At 31.4% G+C, this 1,444-nt stretch carries 1 protein-coding gene and 1 pseudogene; both read right to left on the bottom strand.

The features are described from left to right. Positions 1–526 (bottom strand): annotated as a pseudogene (locus B9N65_RS10455) (thioredoxin reductase); the annotation flags it as partial. A 3-nt stretch (positions 527–529) separates the two neighbouring features. Beyond that, complete coding sequence (locus B9N65_RS10450; RefSeq protein ID WP_087583785.1) at positions 530–1,303, bottom strand: hypothetical protein; 774 nt, start codon at positions 1,301–1,303, stop codon at positions 530–532. Positions 1,304–1,444: the final 141 nt, after the last annotated feature.

Genomic DNA, 1,444 nt, shown 5'->3' with positions numbered 1-1,444 from the left:
CATTACTATCTACTCTACCTATCGCATCTTCTGGTATATCTATCATAGTGCATTTTAGATTACTTCTTTTTACTAGATAGATATATCTATCTCTTTTATCTTTTAAACTTTCATAGTAAGCTTTTTCTGATTTAGTCCAAGGTGATAGTTTATTTGAGCTTGCTTTATAGCTAATATCTAGCCATGGTTTAAATGCTAAATAGTCTGTTTGACCTAGAGAATTTGGTTTAGGGTTATAGTATAGTGGTTTATAGTTTTTATATGGAGATGAGTCTAGGATTGCACGGGAGTCAAGAACTAGCTTAGCTGCAAGATCTGGAGCTAGTTGTCTATTACTATCATGCTTTGCAACTATTAAATTTGTATTTTTATCAAATTTTACCTCTCTGCCATTAAGTGCTATAACCGTATATGTATTAGTGTTATCCATTAAATTTCCTTTTTTTATTGTTTTTTCTTTATTGATAAACAGTGCTGAAGCTATTACTATTAAAATAGCTAAAGTTATAAATATAATCTTCTTCATATCTTATCCTATATATAGACCATCTTCCATTACTATGGTAGTGGCTAAACGACCTACTAGGCGAGGGGGGATTTTTGAAGGTGCCTTTTTATCTTTGGAATTTTTATATTCTTGAAATTCCTTACACCCCACATATATACCCTTTATGTTATTGTTTCCTATAGTATCAAGAGCCTCTACTAGATCTCTTGAGAGGTTACGGTGAGTATTGCCATAGTTGGTGTTAAAAATTCCTAGTCTAAGCATATATATAATCTTTGCAGCTTCTTGATAAGCATCTATCGGATATTTTGGTTTGCCTGCTGCTTTATTTGGCAATGCGCCATCCTTGTAATTATTGTATATCTCTTTCTCCTCTTTCACATCCAAATTTAGCTCCCTTATCTCTACATCAGATTCAGTGTATCTACTTCTAGCATAGTTAAAGTACCTTGCATCTATCTCATTACCAGCTCCTCTTAGCTCATCTAAGCATAGATAGGTACTAAGGTTATTTAGTGCTAGCTTAGAGGCTAGGTTAAAAGATAGTTTGTTTTTCTTGTGGTCTATGTCATAGTATATAAATGAGTTATAGTCTAGTCCTCCACTACTTATATTAGCTCCTAGAAATAGTCTATTTAAATTTAGACTTATATAGTTTTGATAGATCATTACTGGATAGTAGCAATAGCTATTTGTACTATCTTTATCATAAGCTTCTTTTATAGACATAGGTTTATATGAGATATTATTTAGCGCATATGCTTCATTAAATTTATATGTATATCTTGTGTGCATTATTTCGTTGTAGTTTTTATAAGGCTCTTTTTTATTAAGAGCCTTTTTATTTGATTTTATACTTAATCCTTTATATTATGCTCTTTGGCATAAGATAATATCTTAGCTCTAAGGTCTTCAGGGAAGCTATCTCTATATATG

The sequence above is a fragment of the Campylobacter concisus genome (assembly GCF_002165815.1).
GTDB classification, from domain to species: Bacteria; Campylobacterota; Campylobacteria; order Campylobacterales; family Campylobacteraceae; genus Campylobacter_A; species Campylobacter_A concisus_BH.
This window is presented reverse-complemented; position numbering and strand designations above follow the sequence as displayed.